The organism is Kitasatospora sp. NPDC001540 (genome assembly GCF_042894345.1).
In the GTDB taxonomy this organism is placed as follows: Bacteria; Actinomycetota; Actinomycetes; order Streptomycetales; family Streptomycetaceae; genus Kitasatospora; species Kitasatospora phosalacinea_C.
The window spans coordinates 16,882-33,982 of sequence record NZ_JBIAVO010000003.1; the positions used below are offsets into that span (position 1 = coordinate 16,882).

The 17,101-nt window shown below is 75.8% G+C and carries 19 protein-coding genes; 12 read left to right on the forward strand and 7 right to left on the reverse strand.

The features are described 5' to 3' along the window. Positions 1 to 2 precede the first annotated feature (2 nt). Positions 3 to 557, forward strand: coding sequence for a 1,4-alpha-glucan branching protein (locus tag ACFY00_RS05215; protein ID WP_388027411.1), 555 nt, complete (start codon positions 3 to 5; stop codon positions 555 to 557). A gap of 7 nt (positions 558 to 564) precedes the next feature. On the opposite strand, the gene ACFY00_RS05220 is transcribed toward ACFY00_RS05215, so the two are convergent. After that, a complete protein-coding gene (locus ACFY00_RS05220) occupies positions 565 to 1,386 on the reverse strand; it encodes an integrase (RefSeq protein ID WP_388027414.1) in 822 nt (273 codons plus the stop codon). Positions 1,387 to 1,533: 147 nt separating this feature from the next. Here ACFY00_RS05220 and ACFY00_RS05225 point away from each other — a divergent pair, with 147 nt between their 5' ends. Together ACFY00_RS05225 and ACFY00_RS05230 are read left to right on the forward strand one after the other, a co-directional pair. Continuing rightward, entirely contained in the window at positions 1,534 to 1,686 is a 153-nt protein-coding gene (locus ACFY00_RS05225) for a hypothetical protein (RefSeq protein ID WP_388027415.1), read from the forward strand. Positions 1,687 to 1,796: 110 nt separating this feature from the next. Next, positions 1,797 to 2,033 carry a DUF5302 domain-containing protein gene (locus ACFY00_RS05230; protein ID WP_388027416.1) on the forward strand — a complete coding sequence of 79 codons (237 nt, stop codon included), beginning with the start codon at positions 1,797 to 1,799 and terminating at the stop codon, positions 2,031 to 2,033. A 75-nt stretch (positions 2,034 to 2,108) separates the two neighbouring features. Here the strand turns inward: ACFY00_RS05230 and ACFY00_RS05235 are convergent, their stop codons facing one another. From ACFY00_RS05235 to ACFY00_RS05260, 6 genes are all read right to left on the reverse strand, one after another. Further along, a complete protein-coding gene (locus ACFY00_RS05235; protein ID WP_388027418.1) occupies positions 2,109 to 3,065 on the reverse strand; it encodes an alpha/beta fold hydrolase in 957 nt (318 codons plus the stop codon). Positions 3,066 to 3,155: 90 nt separating this feature from the next. Then, a complete protein-coding gene (locus tag ACFY00_RS05240) occupies positions 3,156 to 3,776 on the reverse strand; it encodes a TetR/AcrR family transcriptional regulator (protein ID WP_388027420.1) in 621 nt (206 codons plus the stop codon). A 90-nt stretch (positions 3,777 to 3,866) separates the two neighbouring features. Next, a complete protein-coding gene (locus ACFY00_RS05245; RefSeq protein ID WP_388027422.1) occupies positions 3,867 to 4,103 on the reverse strand; it encodes a hypothetical protein in 237 nt (78 codons plus the stop codon). Positions 4,104 to 4,206: 103 nt separating this feature from the next. Further along, positions 4,207 to 4,596 (reverse strand): YciI family protein, encoded by a 390-nt coding sequence (locus tag ACFY00_RS05250; protein WP_388027999.1) that lies wholly within the window; start codon positions 4,594 to 4,596, stop codon positions 4,207 to 4,209. A gap of 121 nt (positions 4,597 to 4,717) precedes the next feature. Continuing rightward, a complete protein-coding gene (locus ACFY00_RS05255; protein ID WP_388027424.1) occupies positions 4,718 to 5,956 on the reverse strand; it encodes an MFS transporter in 1,239 nt (412 codons plus the stop codon). Positions 5,957 to 6,070: 114 nt separating this feature from the next. Beyond that, positions 6,071 to 6,745, reverse strand: a complete 675-nt coding sequence (locus ACFY00_RS05260; RefSeq protein ID WP_388027426.1) for an ATP-binding protein — start codon at positions 6,743 to 6,745, stop codon at positions 6,071 to 6,073. 230 nt (positions 6,746 to 6,975) lie between these two features. Here ACFY00_RS05260 and ACFY00_RS05265 point away from each other — a divergent pair, with 230 nt between their 5' ends. The 9 genes from ACFY00_RS05265 to ACFY00_RS05305 all read left to right on the forward strand — a co-directional run bounded on the left by ACFY00_RS05265 (position 6,976) and on the right by ACFY00_RS05305 (position 17,087). Then, positions 6,976 to 7,824 (forward strand): hypothetical protein, encoded by an 849-nt coding sequence (locus tag ACFY00_RS05265; RefSeq protein ID WP_388027429.1) that lies wholly within the window; start codon positions 6,976 to 6,978, stop codon positions 7,822 to 7,824. A 141-nt stretch (positions 7,825 to 7,965) separates the two neighbouring features. Further along, entirely contained in the window at positions 7,966 to 8,697 is a 732-nt protein-coding gene (locus tag ACFY00_RS05270) for a YcnI family protein (protein WP_388027431.1), read from the forward strand. 95 nt (positions 8,698 to 8,792) lie between these two features. Then, the gene (locus tag ACFY00_RS05275) at positions 8,793 to 9,473 is read left to right on the forward strand and encodes an SCO family protein (protein WP_388027434.1); all 681 of its coding nucleotides are present in this window, start codon (positions 8,793 to 8,795) and stop codon (positions 9,471 to 9,473) included. Next, positions 9,470 to 9,952 (forward strand): copper chaperone PCu(A)C, encoded by a 483-nt coding sequence (locus ACFY00_RS05280; RefSeq protein ID WP_388027436.1) that lies wholly within the window; start codon positions 9,470 to 9,472, stop codon positions 9,950 to 9,952. Before ACFY00_RS05275 ends, ACFY00_RS05280 begins: the two co-directional genes overlap by 4 nt. Before the next feature lie 30 nt (positions 9,953 to 9,982). Further along, a complete protein-coding gene (locus tag ACFY00_RS05285; RefSeq protein WP_388027438.1) occupies positions 9,983 to 12,112 on the forward strand; it encodes a FixH family protein in 2,130 nt (709 codons plus the stop codon). Beyond that, positions 12,109 to 13,332, forward strand: a complete 1,224-nt coding sequence (gene efeB, locus ACFY00_RS05290; RefSeq protein WP_388027439.1) for an iron uptake transporter deferrochelatase/peroxidase subunit — start codon at positions 12,109 to 12,111, stop codon at positions 13,330 to 13,332. The genes ACFY00_RS05285 and efeB overlap by 4 nt, the downstream gene beginning before the upstream one ends. Positions 13,333 to 13,453: 121 nt before the next feature. Beyond that, entirely contained in the window at positions 13,454 to 14,389 is a 936-nt protein-coding gene (gene pheA, locus ACFY00_RS05295) for a prephenate dehydratase (protein WP_388027442.1), read from the forward strand. A gap of 570 nt (positions 14,390 to 14,959) precedes the next feature. Continuing rightward, entirely contained in the window at positions 14,960 to 16,240 is a 1,281-nt protein-coding gene (serS, locus tag ACFY00_RS05300) for a serine--tRNA ligase (protein ID WP_388027445.1), read from the forward strand. A 31-nt stretch (positions 16,241 to 16,271) separates the two neighbouring features. Continuing rightward, positions 16,272 to 17,087 (forward strand): HAD family hydrolase, encoded by an 816-nt coding sequence (locus tag ACFY00_RS05305; protein WP_388027446.1) that lies wholly within the window; start codon positions 16,272 to 16,274, stop codon positions 17,085 to 17,087. Positions 17,088 to 17,101 lie beyond the last annotated feature (14 nt).

The window sequence follows — 17,101 nt, forward strand, 5'->3', positions numbered from 1 at the left end:
CCATGGCGACGATCCACCACACCACGATCGAACCGGGGAAACTGGAGCTGCTGGCGGCATGGCTGCCGGGACAGAGCTGGTTCCGGCCCGGGGGAGGCCAGTTGGTCCGGGCCGGCGGGTTCCGGCTGGATGACCCGGCGGGCGAGGTGGGCATCGAACTGCTGGTGGTGACGGACGACCGGGACGCCTACCTGGTGCCGATGGCGTACCGGGGCACGCCGCTGGCGGGGGCTCCGGAGGGAGCGCTGATCGGGACGGCCGAGCACGGGGTGCTGGGCACCCGCTGGTTCTACGACGGGGCCCAGGACCCCGTGGTGCGAGCGGAGTTGGCGCGGCTGCTGCGCGGGGAGGCGGTGCCGCAGCAGCAGTCCGAGAGCGACGCGGTCGACACGAGGGTGACGGTCACGCCGGTGGCGGGCGAGGTGGAGCCGGTGCTGCGCCGGGTGCTGGCACCGGTCGAGGAGTCCGCCGGGGCGCCCGCGCCGGGCGAGGCGGTCGGCCCGTACACCGCGCCGGACGGGTCGGCGCGGCGCGCGGTGTTCGTGGCGGCGGGCTGACTCCGGGTCAGAGGCGGGCGTAGAGCGCGGCGGCGTCGTCGTGGGCCTTGCCGCGGGGCCAGCGCAGGCAGGCGGCGTCGGAGCGTTCGGCGGCCCGGACCTGGGCGATCAGCTCGGCCGGGCCCGCCTCCGCGAGCAGCCGCACCGCGTCGGCCCAACTGCCCAGCTCCAGGCGGTCGGTGTAGCGGGCGGCGCCGTCGGAGAGGGCGGCCACGCCGTGCAGGTCGGCCCGGGCGACGGTGCCGGTCTCGGCGTGCTCGGCGGCGTGCGGGGTGGCGGCGGCGATCCACGGGCCGTGGCCGGTGTTGCGGGCGGCCCGGACGGCGACCGCGTACCGCAGGTAGAGCGCGGCGCGTTCGGCGGTGCCCGGGACGGTCGACCAGATCTGGCGGCGCAGCGCCTCGCCGCCGGGGAAGCGCTGGTTGTCGCCGATCACCCGCGGCGGGCCGTCCTTGAGGTGCAGCACCAGCAGGGAGTCGCCGAGCGCCAGGTACTCCAGGGTGTCCTCGTGCAGTCGGGCGGCGACCACCATGGCGGCGGGGGTGGCCGGGTTCGCCAGGTCGCAGCCGCCGCCGTGCAGGGCCGCGGTCTCGGCGATCGCGTCGGCCAGGCAGTCGGCGATCGGCCGGTCGGCCCGGTCGGTGAGCCTGGCCAGCAGGTGGACGCCGAGGCGGCGCACGTACCAGGCGATGCCGTGGGCGCAGCCGGACGGCAGGGCGTCCGGGGCGCTGGAGCCGTCCAGGAGGACGAGCGCCTCCGGGGTGGCGACCGCGAAGTCCTCGTTGGCCCGGTCGGGGCGGCGCGCGTCGACTGCCAGCTCTACCCGCATGCCCTCCAGTCTGCGGCCGCGACCCGGTCCCGAACAGGGGTCCGACCGCGTTCCGTCCCCGGGTGCCCCGGAGCCGATCGGACATAATGGGGCAAAGCCGGTCAATCGGCCTCGGCTCTCCCGACGTCCCGCGACAGGAGCGACCCCATGGTCTGGCAGTTCTTCGTACTGGTGATCGCCGCGATCGGCTTCCCGGTGCTCACCCTGCTGTTCATGATCGGCGGTCTGCAGTACCGCGAGGACGGGGAGCACGGGGAGCGCCGGGAGCACCCGCGGACCGGCGCCCACCGGGCGGCGTAGCGTCCGCGCGGCGCGCCGGGGGGCGCGGACGCCGATATCGGCTGACACCATCCCCGCTCGGCATGGCAGGGTGTGCTGCAGCACACCCGCTCCCCGTCCAGGAGGTCCCCATGAGCAGCGACACCGACCCGGCCACCGAGCCCGCGCCGGACGCCACCGCCGAGACCGGCACCGGTGCCGAGGCCGCCGCCCCGGACGACCAGAAGGCCAAGTTCCTGGCCGCCCTGCAGCGCAAGGGCGGCGCGAACCGGAGCACGAACGGCGGCCCCGGCGGCGACTCGAAGATCCACGGCACCCACGGCGCGGCCGGCGGCAAGCGCACCTTCCGTCGCAAGAGCGGCGGCTGAGCGCCGCCCGCCCACCCGGACGGCCGGTCCCGCACTGCGTGCGCGGGACCGGCCGTCCGGCGTTCCGACCCGCCGTCAGGCGGCGGGCAGCACGTCCACCGGCCCGTCCGGCACGACCGGGCCGACCGGGCTGACCGGGCCGACCGGGCTGACCGGGCCGACCGGGCCGACCGGCCCGACCGGCAGCGGTTCGGCCAGGAAGGCCAGCACGTTGTCGACCACCGTCGGCTCGACGAGCACCCGGCGGTGCCCCAGGCCCCGGGTGGTGATCAGCCGCAACTGCCCCTCGCCGTACGCCGCGCGCAGCAGTTGCGCCTGGCGGTACGGGACGACGTCGTCCTCCTCGTCGTGCACCGCCAGGATCGGCGCGGTGACCAGCTCCGGGCGGCGGGTGGCGTCGAAGCGCCGCCAGACGTCCCCGGCGCCGGGCAGCAGGACCTGCTCGATCCGGCGGGCCAGGTCCCGCTCCAGCCGCTCGTTCAGACCCATCAGTGCGGTGAACGCCTCGACCAGGTAGCCGAACTCGGCGAGCCCGGCGATCGAGACGAGCCGCCCGACCGGCACGCCCTCGGCCATCGCGAGGAAGGTGCAGCAGGCCCCGAAGGAGTGCGCCACGGCGGCCTCGAACGGCCCGTGCCGCTCGGCGAGCCGGACGATCAGCTCGCGGTACTCCAGGATCGTGACGGTCCGGCCGCCCGAGTCGCCGTGCGCGGGCGCGTCGAAGGCGACCGGGCTCATCCCGAGGTCCAGCAGCCCCCGCACGTACGGGGTGAACCGGGACGCCCGGGAGCGCCAGCCGTGCACCAGCAGCACCGGCCGCCGCCCGTCGCCCCAGCGGTAGACCCGCACCCGCTTGCCGTTCACCGACAGCTCCTCGGTGACCGCGCGGTCGTGCAGCTCGCGCTCGGCGGGGCGGACCCGGCTGCGGCGGACCGGGTGCCGGAAGAGCTCGAAGGCCACCCGGCCCGGCGGGGCGGTGGCGACCCGGGAGGTGGCGTTCAGCGCGGTGCGGACGAGAGCGGTAGCTGCCATGGGCGGGATATTAGCACGACCGTTCGTGCAGTTTTAGGGAGCGCCCGAAGGGCCCGGCGGTCGGGTGGGGCGGTCCTCCGGAGCGGGCGGTCAGGCCGGGGGGAGGCCCAGCAGGCGGCGGATCGCCCGCATCGTCCGGTCGTAGCGGGACGGGTCGTCGTGCAGCACCGCGAGGCTGTTGGCGCCGTCCATCAGGCCGGTCAGCAGCATCGCCAGCTCCTCCGGGTCGGAGCCCGGCGGCAGCTCGCCGGCCGCCTCGGCCGCCCGGGCCAGGTCGACCACCAGGCCCTCCCACTCCAGCGCCGACCGGGCCAGCGCGTCGCGCACCGGGCCGGGCTGGGCGTCGAACTCGGCCGTCACCGAGTAGAAGAAGCAGCCGCCGTCGAAGACCCGGCCCCGCGAGTACTCCAGCCAGTGCTCGCACAGCGCCAGCAGCCGGGACGCCCCTGCGGGCCGCTCCAGCGCCGGGGCCACCACCCGGTCGTGGAAGATCCGCCGCGCCGCCCGGACGGTCGCCAGCTGCAGCTCCTCCTTCGAGCCGAAGCCCGCGAACACGCCGCTCTTGCTCAGCCCCAGGTCCGTCGCCAGCCGCCCGATCGACAGCGCCCCCAGCCCCTCGACCGAGGCGATCTGCACCGCCCGGCCGAGCACCGCCCGGCGGGTCTCGTTGCCGCGCTGGACCCGGCCGTCGGTGGCGGAGTCGATGACCACGGGAGCACCTCCGGCGGAACGGGTCGGGACACCCGCCAGGGTACGCCGGAGCCGGGTGCCGGACCCCCGAGGGCCGACGGCCGCCGACCGTCAGCGCTCGTCGTGCTCGTCCGGGAGGTACGGGGTCTCGCGCAGGAACAGCGCCCCGCAGGTGTGGCAGTTGTGGTCGGGGTCGGCCGTCCAGCGCGTGGCGTCCTGGAGGGGCGCGGCGGCGGCCAGCTCCCGGCCGCACAGCGCGGTGAGGTCCGCGTTGCGGACGATGTGCCAGCTGACCACGGAGTCCGTGGCGCCGGTGGGGTCGGTCTCGGCGCGCATCTGGTGCATCATGATCACCATGGTCCGCCGCCCGGACCGTCCCGGCAATTCGCGCGGGGACGGCGCGACGGCACCGCCCCCGCACCGTCCGCCCCGCACCGTCAGCCCTGCACCGTCAGCCCTGCGCCGGGGGCTCCGACATCAGCTCGCGGACCTCGATCGGCATGTTCATCGGCTTCCCGTCGTGCCCGGGCGCGGCGGAGACCCGGGCCGCGATCTCGACCGCCCGGGCCTCGTCCGCGCAGTCGACCAGCCACCAGCCGAACAGGAACTCCTTGCCGCTCGGGAACGGCCCGCCGGTGACGAGGGGCGCCCCGTCGGTGGCCCGGACGATCCGGGCGGTGTCGGGCATGGCGAGGCCGCGGGCCTCGACCAGTTCGCCGCTGGCGGTCAGCTCGGCCACCGTCCGCCGCATGTGCGCGACGTGGACGGCCACGGCCTCGGGGCTCCAGGTGGGGATCGGCGGGACGGCGGTGTCGTCCTGGCTGAAGTGCATCTGCAGCATGTACGTCACGGCGGGGCTCCTCGCGGTGCGGTGCGGATCGGCGTCTTCCGTACCGGGGTCGGAGCCGGGACGCCGTTCTCGACGTCCCGGTGCCGGATGGTGCCCGCGGGTCGGCGCCGGGTCAGGTGTTCGGGCGCAGGGCCCGCCAGGCCGCCAGGGTGGCGAGCAGGAGGGCGGTGCCGGAGAGGGAGAAGCCGAGCCGGGCGTCGACGTGCTGGGAGACGGCGGTGACGGCGAGGCCGGTGAAGGGGAGGGTGCCGGTCATCGCGCTGCCCCACAGGGACATCACCCGGCCGCGCATCTCGGGGGCGGAGCGCAGCTGGGCCAGGGTGTTGGCGGTGGCGATGAACCAGATCGAGGTGAGGCCGACGGCGGCCATGCCGGGCACGGCGACGTAGGCGTTCGGCGACAGGGCGGTGAGCAGGATCGCTGCGGAGGTGGCCAGCGACAGGGTGCGCACCCGGCGCGGGGTGGGTTCGGGCGAGGCGGCGGCCAGCAGGGCGCCGGGCAGGCCGCCGATGCCGAACGCGGCCATCAGCAGGCCGTACCCGCCGCCGCCCCCGTGCAGGGAGTAGCTGACCAGCGGGGGCAGGGTGAGCCCCATCGCGAAGATCAGGCCGCTGGCGGCGGACATCGGCAGCAGGCCGCGGACGAGCGGGGAGCGCCAGGCGTAGGAGAGCCCCTCGCGGGCCTTCGCCCTGGGCGCCCGGACGCGGTCGCGGCGCGGACCGCCGCCCGCCGGGCGGAGCTTGACCAGGGCGAGCATCGGGGCGGTGTAGGCGAGCGTGTTGAAGGCGAAGCAGAGCGCCGGTCCGCTGGTGGCGAGCAGGGCGCCCGCGATGCTGGGGCCGATCACCCGGGAGGCGTTGAGCGCGACCTCCCAGAGCCCGACGGCGCTGGCCACCGCTCCGGAGCCGACCAGGTCGACCACGAAGACCTGGCGGGCCGGGGAGTCGACGGTGGTGATCAGTCCGGTGCAGGTGGAGAGCGCCAGCAGCACCCACAGGTTGAGGCTGCCGAAGGCGGCGATCAGGGCCAGGGTGAGGCTGACGGCCATCATCAGGCTCTGGGTGACCAGCAGCAGGCGGCGCCGGTCCGAGCGGTCGACCAGGGCCCCGGCCCACGGGCCGAGGACCAGGGTCGGGCCCCAGGCGCAGGCCGTCTGGACCGTCAACCAGACGGCGTTGTGCGTGAGTTCGAGGATCATCCAGGAGGTCGCGACACCCTGCGCGAGACCGCCGGACGCGGACGTCAGCTGGCCGTAGAACCAGAGACGGAAGTCACGCCCCTGCAGGGCCTGGCCCATCCGGGACAGCGCGCGACGGGAGGCGGAGGCGGGCTCCGCAGCAGTGGTGGTCATGGTCCCCTCCGGTGGCCGGTCTAGACCATAACCGGCGGTCGCGGAGAGCTCGCCAGTGAATTCCGGAGCGTGAGACGCGCGGGAGGGGGCGGAGCGCGGGAGGGGAGCGGCCGGTCAGGAGGCGGTGCGCAGCAGGGCGGCGGTGGGGCGCGGGGTGAGGAGCTTGTCGAAGCTGACGGTGGCGCCGCGCAGCGGGTGGGTGCGGAGCTGGACGCGGTCGGCCAGGGCGTGGATCAGGAACAGGCCGCGGCCGCACTCGGCGTCCAGGTCGGGCAGGCCGTCGGGGACGGAGAGCGCGGGGCGGGGCAGCGGGGGCAGCACGTGGGTGTCGTAGGGGGCGGGGCGGTCCGCGGCGGGGCGGCGGGCGGTGAGCACCCGGGCCGGGACGGAGGCGCGGCCCCGGCGGGTGCGGCAGCGCGGGGCGGGGCCGGGGCGCTCGGCGGCGGGGCGGCGCGACGCGGCCGGGCGCGGGGCGAGGCGCTCGGCGAGCGGGCGTTCGGCGAGCGGGACGCCGAGGAGGGCGGGGACGGGCGCGGCCGGGCCGGCGTTGGCGACCTCGATCCGCAGCAGGTCGCCGCTGCGCGAGACGGTGACCTGGAAGGTGTCCCCGGCGGGCGCGGGGGCGGCGTGCTCGACCGCGTTGGCGCAGGCCTCGGTGAGGGCGAGGCCGAGGTCGAAGGCGACCTGCGGGTCGACTCCGGCGGAGTCCATGGCGCCGAGCAGGACGCGACGGGCGAGCGGCACGCTGGCCGGTTCGCGCTTGAGGTGCAGAGTCCACCAGATTTCCACGGGAGATCCCTCCTGGCTGCGGCTCCACATACAACTAGCTATCTCCTCGGCGGTGCACGGCGAACCGTCCGCACGAGCCAAGCCCGCCCGTTCGGCGGATGGACTGGTCCCGTCGGGTGTGCCGATCAGCGCGCGAACGGGTGAGTGCGCCGGTCGGTTTCTCGCCATTCGGGGCCGGTTCACGCCCCTGCCCGGGGGTCGGGTGTAGGCGGTGAGATGATGTCCCGGCCATGACCGAACCCACCGCCGCCGCCCGCCGGGGCGCCGCCGTGCCCGCTGGACGGGTGCCGGTGGCGGCCTGGGACCTGCGGCTGCTGCGGGCGGTGCCGTTCGCGCTGGTGTGCACGCTGGTCGCGGCCCTCGGGCACGCGCGGGCGGGTGGCGCGGTGGCGCCGGACGTGCTGCTGCCGGGGTTCGCCGCGGTGTGCGCGGCGGCGGCGCTGCTCGGCGGGCGGGAGCGCTCGCTGCCGGCGATCGCGACGGCGCTGGGCGCCGGGCAGCTGGGACTGCACCTGCTGTTCCACCTCCTCGGCGGCGGCCTGGGCGGCGGTGCGCCGATGGCGCACGCGCAGATGGCCGGGATGGCCGGGACGGCCGGTTCCGGTGCGGCGGACCCGCTGGCGGTGGTCGCCGGTCGGCTGCTGTGCGACGACGCCCCCGGCAACGGGCTGACGGTCGTCCCGCTGGACACCACGCCGGAGCAGGTGGTGAGCGCCGCGGGCCTGGACCCGCAGGCGGTGGTCGCGGCCGCGGCGCCGCACGCGGCGTCCGGCTGGCTGGGGCTCACCCCCGGCATGCTGCTGGGCCACCTGGCGGCCGCGCTGGTCGCGGGCTGGTGGCTGCGGCGCGGCGAGGCCGCGCTGTGGCGGCTGCTGCGGACGGTCGCGCTGACCGCCCGGGAGTGGGCGGCCCCGCTGCGCACCGCGGTGGCGCTGCTGACGGCGCTGCTGCTGGGCGTGGAGCGCCCGGCCGCGCCGCGCCGGACCGGGCGGGCGGAGGACTGGCCGCTGCCGGTGGCGGCGGCGCTGCGGCACAGCCTGCTGCGCAGGGGACCGCCCGCGGTGGCGTTCGCGCGCTGATCGGGCCCGGGGCAGACGCCGGGGCTCGGGCGCGCACCGCTGCCGCCGTGCCCGCGCCGTGAGCGGGCGCGGACGAGTCCCCGCACCTCCCCCGTGCCGACGCGGCACCGCCGCGCGGCCCCTTTCCTCAGGAGTCCCCTGATGCGTTCGCTTTCCGCCCGTCGTTCCCTCGGCGCGCTCGCGCTGGCCGCGGGCGCCCTGCTGGCGTCCGCCGTCCCCGCCTTCGCCCACGTCACCGTCCAGCCGGGCAGCGCCCAGCAGGGCGGGTACACCGCCGTGGCGTTCCGGGTGCCGAACGAGAGCGACACCGCCTCCACCGTGAAGGTCGAGGTCAACCTGCCGCTGGACCACCCGATGGCCTCGGTGCGCACCCAGCCCGTCCCCGGCTGGACGGCCGTGACGGAGAAGTCGAAGCTCGACAAGCCGCTGGACTCGCACGGCCAGCAGATCACCGAGGCCGTCTCGAAGATCACCTGGACCGCGAACGACGGGACCAGGATCGGTCCCGGGCAGTACCAGGACTTCGCGGTCTCGCTCGGCGCGCTGCCGACCGACACCGAGCAGCTGACCTTCAAGGCGCTGCAGACGTACGACAACGGCGACGTGGTCCGCTGGATCGAGGAGGCCAAGGACGGGCAGCCCGAGCCGTCCAAGCCCGCCCCGACGCTGAAGCTGGTCAAGGCGGCGGGCGCGGCCTCCGCTGCCGCCGACCACCACTCGACCGACTCCTCCGGCACCCAGCAGGCCGCCGCGTCCGACGCGAAGGCCTCCGACTCGACGGCCCGCACCCTGGGCGTGGTCGGCATCGTGGTCGGCGTGGTCGGCGCGGCGCTCGGCGTGGCCGGGCTGCGCCGCCGCTCCGCGCGGTCCTGAACCACCGCCGGGACGGGGCCGCGCGCCCCGTCCCGGCTCCCCTCCCCCTCCGTGGACGTACGCTCCCCGCACCCCCGCACGAACAGGAAAGTCCCTTGGCTCCCCTCCACCGCCCCCGCCCCCGGCTGCTGACCGCCGCCGCCCTCGTCCTCGGCGCCTCGCTGGCGCTGTCCGCCTGCTCCTCCTCCGGTGGCGGCGGGGAGAGCACCGGGGCGGCGAAGGTCAGCCGGAAGGCGTCGACCAGCCAGTACCAGGGCACCGTGCTCAGCAAGAACTTCGAGAAGCCCGACCTGGTGCTGAACGACACCTCCGGGCAGCCGTACGACCTGCGGGCGAGGACCGCGGGCAAGAGCGTGCTGCTGTTCTTCGGGTACACCAGCTGCCCGGACGTGTGCCCGACCACGATGGGCGACATCGGCGTCGCGATGTCGAAGCTGACCCCCGAGCAGCGGGAGAAGCTGACGGTCGTCTTCGTCTCCACCGACCCTGAGCGGGACACCCCGCAGACGCTGCGGACCTGGCTGGACTCGATGGGCAAGGACTTCGTCGGGATGACCGGCGACCTGGCGAAGGTGAAGGCCGCCGCCAAGCCGCTGGGCATCGCGGTCGAGGACCCGGTGGTGGACGCCAAGGGCGCGGTCACCTCCACCCACGGCGCGCAGGTGCTGGCGTTCCTGCCCACCGACGACAAGGCGCACCTGCTGTACATGGCGGGCACCTCGATCGACGTCTACAAGCACGACCTGGAGCTGATGGCGAAGGGGGTGGCGGTGTGAGCAGCCGATCGTTCCGGCGCTCCGCGCTGCTCGGGGCGGGACTGGCCGCCGCGCTCGCGGTCGGCGCGGGCGCGGTGGCGTACCGGGCCGGGGACGACGGCGGCGGCGGCGCGCCGCGGCTGACCGTCGCGGACCCGTACATACCGCTGCCCGCCACGCCGGGCGGGATGGGCGCGGGCTACCTGACCGTCCGCAACAGCGGCGGCGCGGACACCCTGGTCAGCGTGAGCAGCCCGGCCGCCGGGTCGGTGACCATGCACCGCTCGACCGACACCTCGATGGAGCAGGTCGACCGGATGGACGTCCCGGCCCGCGGCACCCTCGACCTGTCCCGCGGCGGCGCGCACCTGATGATCATGGATTGGACCGAACAGCCCGCGCTGGGCGACGAGTTGGAGCTGGACCTGCAGTTCGCCAAGGCGGGACGCGTCGTGGTGAAGGTGCCGGTGAAGCCGCTGACGTACCGTCCGGGTAGCTGATCGGCGATGGCGACGAGGAGAGGCACGCACGTGGTGACAGGGGCGAGGCGGCGGCTGGGCGCGCTGCTGGCGGTGCTGGTGGCGGCGCTCGGGCTGGTGCTCGGCGGGGCGACGGCGGCGTCCGCGCACGCCACCCTGGAGGGCACCGACCCGGAGCGGGGCTCGGTGGTGGCGACCGCGCCCGCCGCCGTCACGCTCACCTTCAGCGAGGGCGTGTCGCTGTCCACGGACTCGGTCCGGGTGCTCGACCCGCAGGGCAACGCGGTCGACGACGGCAAGCCCGAGCACGTCGACGGCCGGGCCGCCACCGCCCGGGTCGCGCTGCGCTCCGGCCTCGCCAACGGCACCTACACCGTCGCCTGGCGGGCCGTCTCGGAGGACTCCCACCCCGTCGGCGGCGCCTTCACCTTCTCCGTCGGCGCCCCCTCCGACACCTCGGTGAACGCCGCCGCCGTCCAGGGCGCCGAGGCCGACGGCGCGGTCGCCCTCGCGTACGGCACCGCCCGCACCGTCGCCTACCTCGCGTTCGCGCTGCTGGCCGGGGCCGCCGCGTTCGTCCTGGCGGTCTGGCCCGGCGGCGCGGCCGTGCGCGGCGTGCAGCGGCTGCTGATGACCGGCTGGGTCGCGCTGCTGCTGTCCACCGTCGCCGTGCTGATGCTGCGCGGCCCGTACGAGCGCGGCACCGGCCTCGGGCAGTCCTTCGACCTCTCGCTGGTGCGCGCCACCCTGGACGAGCGGATCGGCACCGCGCTCGCCGCCCGGCTGCTGCTGCTCGCCGCCGCGGGCGTCTTCCTCTCGCTGCTGGTCGGCCAGCTGGGGACGTCGCAGCCGAAGCCCGCCCCCGCGGCGGAGGCGGAGGCGGCGGCCGAGGAGCCCGCGGACGAGGAGGAGGCGGAGCTGCGCCGCCTGGAGCGGGCCGCCGCCGAGCGCCCGCAGCGCGACACCCGGCTCGGCCTCGGTCTGGCCGGGCTCGCCCTCGCGCTCGCGCTGGCCGCGACCTGGGTCGGCGCCGACCACTCCTCGGTCGGCATCCAGGTGCCGCTGGCGCTCCCGCTGGCCGCCCTGCACCTGCTCGCGATGGCCGGCTGGCTCGGCGGCCTCGCCGCCCTCGCCGTCGGCCTGCGCCACGGCCTGCCCGCCGCCGCCGTCGACCGCTTCTCCCGGCTGGCGTTCTGGCTGGTCGCGGTCCTCGTGGTGACCGGCGTCTACCAGTCCTGGCGCGGCCTGGGCTCCTGGAGCGCCCTGGTCGACACCTCGTACGGGCGACTGCTGCTGGTCAAGGTCGGCTGCGTGGCGGCGATGCTCGGCGTCGCCTGGATCTCCCGCGCCTGGACCGCCCGGCTGCGCACCGCCGACGAGACGGCGGCGGTCGCGGCCGGGGCGGGCGGGGCGGCTGGCGCCGGGGGCGCGGAGACCGTCGCGACCGGGGCGGAGCGTGCCGCGAGTGCGGCCGGCGCCGCGGGCGGTGCCGGTGCGGGCGGTGCGGGCGCGGACGTCCCGGACCGATCGGAGGTCGCCGCGGGCGCTGCGGGCGCCGCGGGCGCCGACCCGGAGCGGGCCGCCCAGCTGGCCCGGCAGCGGGCGGTGCGCGACCGGGCCCGGGGCGAGCGGGCCGCCGGGGGCTCCCCCGCGCGGGCCGGGTTGCGGCGCAGCGTGGTGGTGGAGACCGCGGTGGCGGTGCTGGTGCTGGTGGTGACCACCATGCTGACCAACTCCCCGCCCGGACGCGTCGCGCAGGCCGTCGCGGACGCCCCCGCCGCGTCGACCCCGTCGGCCGGGGCCCCGTCGGCCGGGGCCTCGGCGGTGCCGGGGCGGACCGAGGAGCTGAAGCTCCCGTACGACACCGGTGGCCGCACCGCCAGTGCCAAGGGCACCGCGGTCGTCACCGTCAACCCGGTCGCCACCGGGCCCAACGCCGTCACCCTGACGCTGACCGACTCGACCGGGCAGCCCACCGAGGTGCCGGAGCTGGAGCTGGCCTTCACCCTCCCCGACCGCGACCTCGGGCCGCTGCCGGTGACCCTGCAGGCGCAGGGCACCGGCCGGTGGACCGGCACCGCGCAGTTGCCGCTGAACGGGGTGTGGGTGGTGTCGGTGACCGTCCGGTCCTCCGACATCGACCAGGTCACCGCCACCCGGCAGTTGAAGGTGGGCCAGTGAGCGGCGGCGCGGCCGGGCCGTCCCGGCGGGCGGTGCTCGGCGGGGCCGGGGCCGGGCTCGCGGTGGGGGCGGCCGGCGGGGCGTGGGGCGGGCGGGCGTCCGCGCACGCCCCGGCCGACGGGGGGACGCCGGGGGCGGCGCGGGTGCCGTTCCACGGGCCGCGGCAGGGCGGGATCGTCGAGCCCGCCCAGGCCCGGGTCGAGTGGGCGGCGTTCGACCTGCTGGCCAGCACCGGGCGGGACGGGCTGGCCGCGCTGCTGCGCGGCTGGTCGGCGGCGGCCGCCCGGATGGCCGCGGGCGAGCCGGCCGCGGAGGGCGAGAACCAGATCGCGCTGGACGCCGGACCGAGCTCGCTGACCGTCACCTTCGGCTTCGGCGCCTCCCTGTTCGACAAGGTCGGCCTGGCCGACCGCCGCCCGGCGGCGCTGGCCGCGCTGCCCGCCTTCCCCGGCGACGCGCTGGACCCGGCCCGCTCCGACGGCGACCTGTGGGTGCAGATCGGCGCGGACGACGCCCTGGTCGCGGTGCACGCGCTGCGGGTGCTGGTGCGGCTGGCCACCGGGCTGGCCGCGCCGCGCTGGCTGATGTCGGGCTTCGCCCGCACGCCCGGGGCGACGCCGCACCCGATGACCGGCCGCAACCTGATGGGCCAGGTCGACGGCACCAACAACCCGCGCCCGCAGGACCCGGACTTCGCCGCCACCGTGTTCGCCACCGGCCCGGACTGGATGGCCGGGGGCAGCTACGCGGTGCTGCGCCGGATCCGGATGCTGCTGGAGGGCTGGGACACCCTGCCGCTGGACAAGCAGGAGCGGATCATCGGCCGCCGCAAGAGCGACGGCGCCCCGCTCTCCGGCGGACCCGACGCGGTCGAGCGCACCCCCGTCGACCTGGCCGCCACCCACGCCGACGGTACCTTGAAGATCGCCCCCGACGCGCACGTCCGCCTCGCCGCGGCGGACTCCAACGGCGGGGCGGCGATGCTGCGGCGCGGCTTCTCCTTCCACGACGGCCTGCTCGCCGACGGCTCCCCCGACGCCGGGCTGCTGTTCGCCGCGTACCAGGCCGACCCGGCGCGCGGCTTCGTGCCGGTGCAGCAGCGGCTGTCCCGGGGCGACGGCCTGTCCCGGTACCTGCGGCACGAGGCCTCGGCGCTGTTCGCGGTGCCGCCGGGCGCGCCCGCGGGCGAGTACGTGGGGCAGCGACTGCTGGAGGGCTAGGGTCCGTCCGGTCCGCTGCCCGAGGGGCGGGACGGGGGCCGGGCGGGGCCGGGAAAGTGGCTATGGTGACGGGGTGGGCCAGGGGTGCCCACGCGTACGCGCAGTGAGTTCGGAGGCGGTCATGTCGGCGACCCGTTACACCTACCTCGGGCCCGCGGGCACCTTCACCGAGGCGGCGCTGCGCACCCTGCCGGAGGCGGCGACCCGGGAGCTGACGCCGGTGGCCTCGGTGTCGGCGGCGTTGGACGCGGTGCGGGCCGGTGAGGCCGCGGGCGCCATGGTGGCGATCGAGAACTCGGTGGACGGCGCGGTCACCACCACCAGCGACGAGCTGATCAACGGCAGCCCGCTGATGATCTACCGCGAGGTGCTGCTGCCGATCTCGTTCGCGGTGATGGTCCGGCCCGGCACCGCCGCGGGCGACATCAAGACGGTCAGCGGCCACCCGGTGGCGCAGCCGCAGGTGCGGCACTGGCTGGCCACCCACCTGCCCGACGCGCAGTGGGAGTCGGCGGCCTCCAACGCGGAGGCGGCCCGGCTGGTGCAGGAGGGCCGCTACGACGCGGCGGTGGCGGGGGCGTTCGCGGCCGAGCTGTACGGGCTGGAGGTGCTGTCGGACGAGATCCACGACGCGGCCGCGCCGACCACCCGGTTCGTGCTGGCGGGCCGCCCCGGGCGGGTGTCCTCGGCGACCGGCTGGGACAAGACCTCGATGGTGGTCTGGCTGCCGGACGACCACCCGGGCGCGCTGCTGGAACTGCTGCAGGAGTTCGCGGTGCGCGGGATCAACCTGATGCGGATCGAGTCCCGGCCGACCGGCGAGGGCATGGGCAACTACTGCTTCCTGATCGACTGCGAGGGCCACCTGAGCGAGCGGCGGGTCAGCGAGGCGCTGATGGGCCTGAAGCGGATCTGCCCGCAGGTGCGCTTCCTCGGCTCCTACCCGCGGGCCGACAAGGGCACCGCCTCCCCGCTCCGCAACGGCACCTCGGACCTGGACTTCGCGAACGCCGCGGACTGGCTCTCCCGCTGCCTGGACGGGCGCGGCGAGCTGTAGTCGGCCGCGCCTTCCGGTCGGGGCGCGGACCGGGTCGTGGGCGGGGCCGCGTTCATTTCCGACATGCCCGGACGTCACCCGCCCGGCACAGCCCCGTTCACCTGCGGCGCGGTCGGCCGGGCCGGTCGGGGCGGCGGTCGGGGCGGTTCATCCACAGGGCGGCGGGCGGCGTCCACAGGCCCGGTTGTCCCCAACTGACGGGCAGTTATCCACAGGTCCGGGTCGGAGTCGACAAAACGGCAAAGAAACCGCCAGGACCGGTCAGATCATCTACTAGCGGCGCGGAGTGGACTAATCGGACCAGAGTCGCCCTTGCGCCGACAAATCACCTGGGCGAGCGAGCGAATTCCCTCACTCGGGAAGCCGAATCGAGGTTTGAAACCTGCAATTCGCGGTTCGGACGTCTGCTGACCTTTGCTCCCCCACTGTCCACAGGCTGACGTGCGGTCCTGTGGATAACCGACGCCCGGGAGGGTTTTCCACCGGGGTTATCCACAGGCGGAACGCGGTTATCCCCAGCCCCGGGCCGGCGTCCCGGAGCGGCCCCCGGCCACCGGTAGGCTGGAGCGCGTGATCGACCTCCGCCTGCTCCGTGAAGACCCCGAGCGAGTGCGCACCTCGCAGCGCTCCCGTGGTGAGGACGTCGACCTGGTCGACGCCCTGCTCTCCGCCGACGAACGCCGCCGCGCGTCCGGCACCCGCTTCGACGAGCTGCGCGCCGAGCAGAAGCAGCTGGGCAAGCGGGTGGCCGCCGCCAAGGGCGAGGAGAAGGCCGCCCTGCTGGCCCGCACCAAGGAGCTGGCCGCCGAGGTGAAGGCCGCCGACGCCGCCCAGGGCGAGGCGAAGGAGGAGGCCGAGCGGCTGCAGCGCGCGCTGGCCAACCTGATCGACCCGGCCGCCCCGGTCGGCGGCGAGGAGGACTTCGTCACGCTGGAGGAGATCGGCACCCCGCGCGACTTCGCCGCCGAGGGCTTCGAGCCCCGCGACCACGTCGAACTGGGCCAGCTGCTCGGCGCGATCGACACCGAGCGCGGCGCCAAGGTCGCCGGTGCCCGCTCCTACTACCTGACCGGCCCCGGCGCGCTGCTGGAGCTGGCCCTGGTCAACATGGCGATGGCGCAGGCCTCCGCGGTCGGCTTCACCCCGATGATCACCCCGGCGCTGGTCCGCCCCGCCGCGATGGACGGCACCGGCTTCCTCGGCCAGGCCGCCGAGAACGTCTACTACCTCGCCGACGACGACCGCTACCTGGTCGGCACCAGCGAAGTCCCGCTCGCCGCCTACCACATGGACGAGATCCTGGACGCCGAGCGGCTCCCGCTGCGGTACGCCGGCTTCTCCTCCTGCTTCCGCCGCGAGGCCGGCACCTACGGCAAGGACACCCGCGGCATCATCCGCGTCCACCAGTTCGAGAAGGTGGAGATGTTCGTCTTCACCACCCCCGAGGACGCCGAGGCCGAGCACCGCCGCCTGCTCCAGTGGGAGAAGGACTTCCTGAACGCGCTGGAGCTGCCCTACCGGGTCATCGACGTCGCCTCCGGCGACCTCGGCGCCTCGGCCGCCCGCAAGTTCGACATCGAGGCGTGGGTCCCGACCCAGGGCAAGTACCGCGAGGTCACCTCCACCTCCAACACCACCGAGTACCAGGCCCGCCGGCTCTCCATCCGGATGCGCGACAGCGAGGGCGTCCGCCCGCTCGCCACCCTCAACGGCACCCTGGTCGCCGTCCCCCGGGTGATCGTCGCGCTGCTGGAGAACCACCAGCGGGCCGACGGCTCGGTGGTCCTGCCCGAGGCGCTGCGGCCCTTCCTCGGCGGGAGGGCCGTGCTCGAGCCCGTCGCCGCCCGGTGACCCCACCCTCGTCCAGGAGGCACTCCGCGCCATGAGCACCGCCCCCCTGCCCTACCGGCTGGTCGCCACCGACCTCGACGGGACGCTGCTCACCAGCGCCGAGAACGTCTCCGCCCGCACCCGCGAGGCCCTGGGCGCGGTCACCGCGCTCGGGGCGAAGCACATCATCGTCACCGGCCGCTCGGCCGGCTGGACCAGGCCGGTCCTCGACGAGATCGGGTACACCGGGATAGCGGTCTGCGGACAGGGCGCCCAGGTCTACGACGCGGGCGCGCACAAGCTGCTCACCTCCGTCACCCTGGACCGGCAGCTGGCCGCCGTCGCCCTCGCCAAGATCGAGGCCGAGACCGGCCCGCTGGCCGTCGCCGCCAACCGGGACGGCCTGGACGGCGAAGTGGTCGCCGGGCCCGGCTACCGGCTGCGGATCGGCACCGAGCTGCCGATCCGGGCGGTCGCGCCCGAGGAGCTGCTCGCCGCCCCCGTCAGCAAGCTGTACATCCAGCACCCGGACCTGACGGACGACCAACTCGCGGAAGCGGCCTGGTCGGTGGCCGGGCAGCTGGTCAACGTCACGATGGCCGGCGAGGGCATCGTCGAGCTCCTCCCGCTCGGCCTGACCAAGGCCACCGGCCTCTCGCTGGCCGTCCGCCGCCTGGGCGTCACCGCCGCCGAGACCATCGCCTTCGGCGACATGCCCAACGACGTCCCGATGTTCCGCTGGGCCGGGTACGGCGTGGCGATGGGCAACGCGCACGAGCGGCTGCGCGAGGTGGCCGACGAGGTGACGGTCAGCAACGACGAGGACGGCGTCGCCGTGGTGCTGGACCGGGTGTTCGGACTGCGCTGAGCCCGTGCGCGGTG